The organism is Niastella sp. (assembly GCF_045805085.1).
In the GTDB taxonomy this organism is placed as follows: Bacteria; Bacteroidota; Bacteroidia; order Chitinophagales; family Chitinophagaceae; genus Niastella.
In genome coordinates this window covers 1-8,302 of sequence record NZ_JBJMLX010000544.1, presented here as the reverse complement: position 1 = coordinate 8,302, position 8,302 = coordinate 1, and the positions used below count along the sequence as shown (strand labels likewise).

General features: G+C 44.9%; 8 protein-coding genes. All 8 read right to left on the bottom strand.

The genetic code is table 11. The features are described 5' to 3' along the window. Positions 1-1,388: AMP-binding protein (locus tag ACJ751_RS28290; protein WP_407748899.1), on the bottom strand; the 1,388-nt coding region annotated here is incomplete at its 3' end. Next, positions 1,372-2,097 carry a thioesterase II family protein gene (locus tag ACJ751_RS28285; RefSeq protein WP_407748898.1) on the bottom strand — a complete coding sequence of 242 codons (726 nt, stop codon included), beginning with the start codon at positions 2,095-2,097 and terminating at the stop codon, positions 1,372-1,374. The genes ACJ751_RS28290 and ACJ751_RS28285, both read right to left, overlap by 17 nt. Before the next feature lie 14 nt (positions 2,098-2,111). Then, on the bottom strand, positions 2,112-2,393 hold the full coding sequence (locus ACJ751_RS28280; protein ID WP_407748897.1) for a hypothetical protein: 282 nt from the start codon (positions 2,391-2,393) through the stop codon (positions 2,112-2,114). A gap of 106 nt (positions 2,394-2,499) precedes the next feature. Further along, a complete protein-coding gene (locus ACJ751_RS28275) occupies positions 2,500-4,173 on the bottom strand; it encodes a carbamoyltransferase N-terminal domain-containing protein (RefSeq protein ID WP_407748896.1) in 1,674 nt (557 codons plus the stop codon). A gap of 403 nt (positions 4,174-4,576) precedes the next feature. Then, a complete protein-coding gene (mnmE, locus tag ACJ751_RS28270) occupies positions 4,577-5,962 on the bottom strand; it encodes a tRNA uridine-5-carboxymethylaminomethyl(34) synthesis GTPase MnmE (RefSeq protein ID WP_407748895.1) in 1,386 nt (461 codons plus the stop codon). A 164-nt stretch (positions 5,963-6,126) separates the two neighbouring features. Further along, positions 6,127-6,954, bottom strand: coding sequence for an energy transducer TonB (locus ACJ751_RS28265; protein WP_407748894.1), 828 nt, complete (start codon positions 6,952-6,954; stop codon positions 6,127-6,129). Positions 6,955-7,102: 148 nt separating this feature from the next. Further along, complete coding sequence (locus ACJ751_RS28260; RefSeq protein WP_407748893.1) at positions 7,103-7,930, bottom strand: energy transducer TonB; 828 nt, start codon at positions 7,928-7,930, stop codon at positions 7,103-7,105. Between the two features lie 212 nt (positions 7,931-8,142). After that, positions 8,143-8,302, bottom strand: a 160-nt coding sequence (locus ACJ751_RS28255; protein WP_407748900.1) for an energy transducer TonB, incomplete at its 5' end; no start/stop codon positions are given.

The following is an 8,302-nucleotide window of genomic DNA, read 5'->3' as shown; positions in this document are numbered from 1 at the left end:
TGCGCATAATAGTTTTCGCCATTTGAAAAAAGAATGTCCTTGGCCCTTCCGGTAATGTACAGGCAACCATTCCGTAAAAAACCAAGATCGCCCGTCTTAAGCCACCCGTCTTCCGTTATTGTTTGTTGCGTTGCCGATGCATTATTATAATAACCGGCAGCCACATTATCTCCTTTGATCTGGATATACCCGATGATCTCCTCTGACATTTCTTTATTGTCCTCATCAGCAATCCTTAGCAGGCAATCATTTATCGGTTCCCCAACATTCACAAAAGTGGCGGAATGCTCCTCGCCTGTAGCGATTAGCCGGATCCTGGCGCCCGTTTGCAATTGATTCCTGCTAAGCGCCAGCGATTCCACCTCATTGTCCAATCCGGAAATGGACACAGCCAGACTTGCTTCTGCCAGTCCATATACGGGGCACATGGCGTTGCTCTTCAATCCATATTTTGATAATTGGTGCAGGAAATTCCGGCATATACTTTCGGATATAGGTTCTGCACCATTGTATAACAACCTGACGGATCGCAAATCCCAATCATACTGCCCGGAAACAACATTACAATGCCTCATCAGGTATTCATAACCGAAATTGGGAGCACACAGAATAGTCGCTTTATGCCCGGTTGCCTTATCCAGCCAGAGTGAAGGCCTGCGCACAAAAAGAGCGGGCGGCATGAGATAGTGATCCATGGCACTGAACAAGGGGTTGATGTGAAAACCGATGAGACCCATATCATGTGTCAGTGGCATCCAGCTCAGCATGGAGTCTTCTTTGCTATAGTTGGCAGCAGCACTGATGGCCCGAACATTTGTGAGAAGATTTTTGTGCGTAAGCATCACGCCTTTAGGGGCACCGGTAGATCCCGAAGAGAACTGTACGAAGGCAATATCGTTTTCATCAGCCTTATAAATCTCTCCATATCCGTTAGAAGAGAACAGGTCTGCTTCATTGATCATTTTCTTTCCAATGACAGCAAACAGGCTTTCTAATCCCTGCTGTTGTGCAAATGCGCCCATTTGGAAAAGATTGTCGGAGGAAATGATCAGGAAAGGATTTTTCAGAAGAGGCCATATGTTAAATAGCTTTTGTTTATGATCATCGTTCCTGCCAATTGCCAGTGGCACAGGAACGATACCTCCCAGGATACAGGCCCAGAAAACAATGACAAAGGTCCTGTTGTCTTCAATTTGAAAGACCAATTCATCTTTTGGCCTCAATCCCTGGCTTTGAAGAAATGACAATGCGCTTATCGCGGAGTCATACAATTCGCTATAAGGCAGCACTACTTCCTTTGCACCTGCTTCAATAAAGGTTACCCCTGTGCCGGTCAGCTTTTTTCTTTCCTGCAACAGCTCCGTAAGGGTACTATAAATGGCCGTCATCGTATGAATCTCTTATTGTGCGATTAATGATCTTTAAGATTGGATCCATTTCATCATGCAGGAAGAAATGCCCTCCTTCAAAGTAATGCAACGTGCAGCCCTTCGTGGTATGAAATTTCCATCCATCGCATTGTTCGGGCGTCTGGTCATCTTTTTTACCAAGAAAGACGGTAATTGGAATATTCAATGGATAGATGACGCCTTTGTTTGTTGTGGTTTGCGCCATTTTGAAATCGCTTCTCAGGATGGGAAGGAAGATACCGGCTAGTTCCGGGCTTTCAAAAAACTCTGGCGGCGTACCGCCCAGGTGGATCAGCTCCCTTTCAAATTCCTCATCATCCATCAAATGGTATTTCTTTTCATCTTCCCTTTCTATGTGGGGAGCGCTCTTTCCGGAGAAGAAGATATGTACAGGAGCCGGGAGCCCGTTTGCCCTGATCCTCTGGGCCAACTCATAGGAGATGAGCCCTCCCATACTATGCCCGAACAAGGCATATGGAGCATCGGCCAGATCTTTCTTTATTATCTTATATACATCCTGTACCGCCTCGGAAAGATCCTGGTATAATGATTCGCCGATACGTCTGCCCTTTCCTGCCAATTCAATTGTTACCAATTCGATATCGGCTCCAAGGTGCTGCTTCCATCTGTTGTAAATGGATGCGGACCCTCCGGCATATGGCAAACAGAATAATTTTGTCTTACGCATGTTGCCCTTTCCTGTTATAATTCGAAACCGTCATTGAATTCTACTCTCCAGGCCAGCTGAGAAAGTACTTTGTCGTCATTCAACCGGTATTTTAACATTTTATGCGATTCCAGTTCTTTCCATATGCGATCGAGATGCGACTGGTCAGCCGGAGTTAAGAAAAATACGGCGGCAGTCAATCTGGTTAAAAGATTCTCATATGGTATTTCCCATGCAAGAACGGCGCCCTGCGCTTTCAGCTGATCCAAATGATCCTTTACGGATATGATTTCCGGAACATTTCCGACTTTTGACATTTTACTACATTATAGGATTGAAAAAAAGGAATATCTATTTAAATGTTCATCAGATCATCCGACAGAACGGAGATCAATATTCTTTTTATTATTGCCGGTTCTTTTACTAAATACGGATTGAAGGATCGGAGAATTCACTGCTTTTAAAAATGATTTTCTCTGTCTTCTCATAGAGGGCGCCTCCGCTCCAAACATAGTTGACCTTTCCCCAGTTCATCGCCGATGAAACATCCGGGAAAAAGCCCTTCCCATTGTGATTAGCGCTGGTATTACACAGTAGCGGAATGCCGCTGAGCTTCTTGTATTCGCTCAGCAAACGGAACATCACCGGGTTCTCCGATTCATTCACGGTCTGTAGCCTGGCCGTTCCATCCAGGTGGCAAACGGCGGGAATGCGTTCTTTCCATTCCGGCTTCACCTGATGATCGAAAAGCATGTAAGGGTCCCTGATACCAGGCTCGAATATGTCTTTTGCATCTTCTTCCAGGCAGATGGGCGCTACGGGACGATAATCTTCCCTGTGTTTTATATGATTCAAGACCTGCTTCATTTGAGCTGGCGTTGCCGGAGACAGGATGCTTCTGTTGCCTAGGGCGCGAGGCCCCAGTTCGGCGCGTTCATTCAGAAATACGACGGGCTCGTTTTCAAGGAACAGCAACAGCGCCAGGGCATCGATCGTTACCGGCTTTTTGGACCAACCGCTGACAGCAGCATCATTAATGACCGATGGCCCGGAGAATACATCCCAATTCAGGCAATTGACGCCTGTTTCATGGATCATTTCACAACATGCTGTACCGATAGCGCTGCCGGCATCGTTTGGAAAAGGAGGTATCCAAACGGTTGCAAACACGCCTGAATTGCGGATGGCGCTGTTCCATTTTATATTCAATGCACTACCGCCGGCAAAACAAAGGTTCCTTGTTCTGTCTTCTCTTTTTTTAACTTTTGCTACCAATGCACTCACAAGCAGTTGCTCTATATAAACGTGAAAAGTATGTAAGATATCTTCAGGCCTGTATTGGAGATGTTTGGTCTTTTTGATAAACTCTCTCGCAAAGTCGCGGGCAAAATCCATACCCCGGTGTGCATACTCTTTATAAATGCTGCCGAACACGGGTATCATTTCTTTTATGTAAACGCCTTTTGCTATATACGCCATCACCTTCCCGGCGATATTCAGTTCGTCGGTCACAACTTCTTTATTTACTTTAAAAGGCCCGAAATGTTGGGCAAAGATGCCATAGATATTGCCGATGATGGGGAATAATGCGCCGAGGTTCTCTACTTTATTGGTGCTGGAATAATAATAAAACAACTGTGGATACATGCCGCCGTCCCAGATCAGAATGTAGCTGTCTACTCCCGCTTTTGCCATGGGGCTTGTACAATAGGCAGCGGCTATATGACCCGACACATGGAGATAACTGTTATATTTTTCCCTGTTTTCCGATTGCAGTTCAAAATGTACGGGCTGCATTACATTTTCTTTCACGATGAAACTGCCGTATCCTGCTAAATCAACCGGGATGTTCCCCTTGCCCAGATCGATGAATACGGGTTCGTGCGGCGTCCAACCATCAATCACCCATTTATCAACCCGATCGAAATCATATCCGTGAAGGGAAAATATTTCTCTCACCTGGTCCATGCTGATATTGAAAGGGCTGTATCTCGGTGAATTATTCAGCTTCTCCATCTCATAACAGAAAACAAGCTGATTGCCATCGATCAGCGCGATCGATCCATCATGCGTAAGTTTGAATCCGCAAATTGTCATATAAATGAGATTGATTTTAGTTTGAATTGCTAACCGACAACAAGAACCGAAAGGGAAATAGCTATCGCTAAGGCAAGTAACAAAACTTACAATCACGGGCTTAAAAACAAATCAATTAGAATGAAGTTTGGTTAGACCTGGCTGGAAATATCTCATAGCATGATTAAAGGATCAGGCTTATAGAATTTCCGTAGAAGTTTTTCAAGGTATGTGGAATCAAAAAAATGTATGACAAAATAAGACTTAAAAACGGAACGATATTTAGCAATAATCACATTTCTCTTTTCGGTTTTTACTAAAGAACCGGTGTAATTGATCTATGAATTCAAGCACATTACTTTCTTTGCTGATAAGCATTACGTTAGGAAAATTGATGAAAACAAGAGAAAGGAAAAGAAAGGCGCTACTTCCCGATACAAAACTTACTAAAGATATAATCAAGCTGATCTTCAGTTGTGACCTGGCCCGTAATCTCGCCCAAATAGTGTAAGCATCGGCGAATGTCGAGCGCAATCAGGTCACTGGGAATATTGTTATCCAAACCATTGCGAATATCTATCAGCGATTGTAACACTTCCTGCAAGGCATGAAAGTGACGGGCATTGGTTATAATGGTATCTTCTGTGGTAACCTTGCCCTGTAGTACCAGGTCTACTAGTTTTTCTTTTAGTACTTCGGTATGACGGTTTTCTTTGGCGGAGATGTATATGATGCCGGGGATGCTGCTGAATTTATCGCGCAGAGTATCGTCGGAAGAAGCATCAGCTTTATTCCCGACCAGTACGAATTTCAGCTTTTTGTTGTTGAACTCATTTATGGTTGATTGTAAATCTGCAGCGGTAATTTCATTTACATCAAACAAATATATCACCACATCGGCCTGTTGCATTTTGGCCAGGGCCTTTTCCATGCCAATGCTTTCAATTACATCATGGGTATGTTCGCGAATACCGGCAGTGTCGATAAGCCGGAACAGGATGCCATCGATGTTCAGCACTTCTTCGATGGTGTCGCGGGTAGTACCGGCAATATCGCTTACAATGGCACGGTTTTCATTGAGCAGGGCATTCAACAGGGTCGATTTTCCGGCATTGGGTTTACCAATGATGGCTACGCTCACCCCATTTTTGATCACGTTGCCTAACTGAAAGGAGGACGCCAGCTGTTGCGTGGTTTGCTGTACTTCGGTCAACAACTCATACAGCTGGGTGCGATCGGCAAATTCCACATCTTCCTGCGAAAAATCGAGTTCCAGTTCTATGAGGGCGGAGAACTTGATCAACCGCTCCCGCAGGCTGCTCAACCGTTCTGAAAAGCCGCCGCGGATGTTGTGCAGGGCTGTTTTTCTGGAAGCCTCGGTATTGCTGGCAATGAGGTCGGCCACGGCTTCTGCCTGCGCCAGATCGAGCTTGCCATTTAAAAAGGCGCGTTGGGTATATTCGCCTGGTTTGGCCAGCCGGGCACCCTGGTTTACGCAGGCCTGCATGATCTGCTGTAATACGTAGGGGGAACCATGGCCTGAGATCTCTATCACATCTTCACCCGTGTACGATTTTGGGCCTTTAAACAGCGATATCACCACTTCGTCCAGCACCTTTCCATTTTCTTTTAAATAGCCTACATGCAAGGTATGCGAGGGCGCCTGGGTAAGGTCTTTGGACGGGAACAACCGGTTCACAATGTCAATGGACTGCCCCCCGCTTAAACGTATAACGCCAATAGCCCCTATTCCCTGGGCGGTTGCCAGTGCTACAATAGTATCATCCCAGCCGATTGCTTTTCCGTGCATATATTCCTTTTAAACGAGGGCAAAAATACGATTAAAAGACAATGGGCAGTAGGCGGCAGGCAGTAGGATGTTCCAAACCTTTAACCAAAAACCCATTTCCTTTAAAAAAAGGCGAGCCCCACCTGAGGCCCGCCTTGTAAAGCAACGCGACTTACAATACTACCCTACTCATTTGCCAGCCTGAACACTATAGGCTGTTTCTTGTATGATTTTACCTTGTTGCCATTTTGAATGGCCGGTGTCCATTTACCACTTTTCTTTATTACCCGCACGGCTTCAGCACGTAACTCGTCGGGACCGCTCACCGCTATCACATCACTTACATTGCCATCTTTATCTACAATGAACTGTACTACCACCGGCCCTTGAATTTCCCGCTCAACAGCCTGCTCAGGGTAACGTACGTTCCTGTTAAGGAATCGTTGCCAGGCCATTGCGCCACCGGGATACTCCGATTCAAATTGCACAGAAATAAAGATGCCGTCCATACCATCATCATCTTTTTTGGGCAATTCAATTACTTTTCCGTCACGATCACCAGGAGGCGCAATCACCATATCTCCCTCTTTTACCCCACCCTTGGTCTCAAGACCGATCTTTACATCTTCCTGTGCTTCCACAGGTGGCATTTCATCTTTTGTAACCTGTTCATCAGGAACAATTCTGGGCGGAGTAACTTTCAGTGTTTGTACCTGCACAGGCGGAGGCGGTGTCTTTAACCGTGGAGGTGGAGGCAATTCTGCTGGCTTCTCGGGTGTTTTTACAGAACTCAACGTAACTTCCCTTGTATCAAACACCGGATCGATTGTTGTTTTTTTACCGGCAAAGGCAAAACCGATAAACAACATACAGATCATCGATAACATAACAGTAATGGACACTGTTAATCGTTTGCGATAATTACGGCGCAGATCATAAGCGCCATATTCCTTATTACGTCCTTCGAATAAAATATCAAGAACATCTGCTGTTAGAATGGATGAAATTTCCATGGCTATCATTTATTACTAAGATGCATACCCTAACAAATTCCATAATGTAAAAATGAAAACCAACACATCAATCTACATCGTACAGGCACCTATATAAATAGAAAATCCCCTCCATAATGGAGAGGATCTTCATTGCCCATTGGGAATCTTACCCTTCCGTCTCAAGACGGAATATGATCGGTTGTTTTTTGATCGATTTTACCTGGCGGCCATTTTGTATAGCCGGTGTCCATTTACCACTCTTCTTAATTACGCGTACCGCTTCTGCATAATGTTCCGGTGGCCCACTGACAGCTTGTACGTCGCTTACATTTCCATCTCTGTCAACAATGAATTGTACTACTACCGTACCCTGTATCTGGTTATCCATGGCTTCCTGTGAAAAACGAAGGTTCCTTTCAAGGAAACGTTTCCAGGCAGAGAAACCACCGGGATAATCAGACTCAATTTCAACCTTGGTAAATGTTTTGTCAATATCATCATCATCCTTCTTCGGGGCTACTATCACGCCTGTAGTACCTGCATCAATCGGTGGGGCTACGATGTCTTGATCTTTCACCCCTTCCTGGTTGTAAGTAGCGATCCTGGTGTCTTCGAGCTTATCCACTTCCGGAGGCTTCTCGTCTTCTTTAACATCTTCATCGCGGATAATTCTGGGCGGGGTGAACTGGGTCATTTGCACTTTTACTTCTGGTTGTTTGAGAGGCGGCGGTGGTGGAGGTGGCTCTGGTCTTTCCTCATTAATGTTTTTCAGTTCCAGATCAGGTGGAAGGATCACCTGTGTAACCTTTTGTTTCTTTTCACCGGCAAAGACAAACCCGATGCCTAATAAGAGTGAGACCGACAACATAACAGCAATGGACACTGTTAAACGCCGGCCATAGGTGCGTCGCAGATCATAAGCACCATACGCTTTGTTGCGCCCCTCGAATATGATATCGAGGATGTCTGCGGTTAGAATGGTTGAACTTTCCATGGCTATACTTTATTACTTAGATGCATAACCTAAGAGTTTCCATAATAAATTACAGGCAATTGATTTTTCAAAGCAAGTGTAGATAAAAAAGCAATATTAATGAGTTGACGAGTTAACAAGTTAACTCGTCAACTCATTAATATTGCTCAAAAACAAAAAAGTCCCCTCCATAATGGAGAGGACTTAAATATTTTACTAAACTAGGTTTAGAATTATCCTTCTGATTCGAGACGGAACACGATCGGTTGCTTCTTGTACGATTTAACCTGGCGACCGTTTTGTACAGCTGGTGTCCATTTACCACTCTTCTTGATAACCCGAACAGCTTCCGCACGTAATTCGTTCGGTCCGCTGATGGCTTCAACATCACTC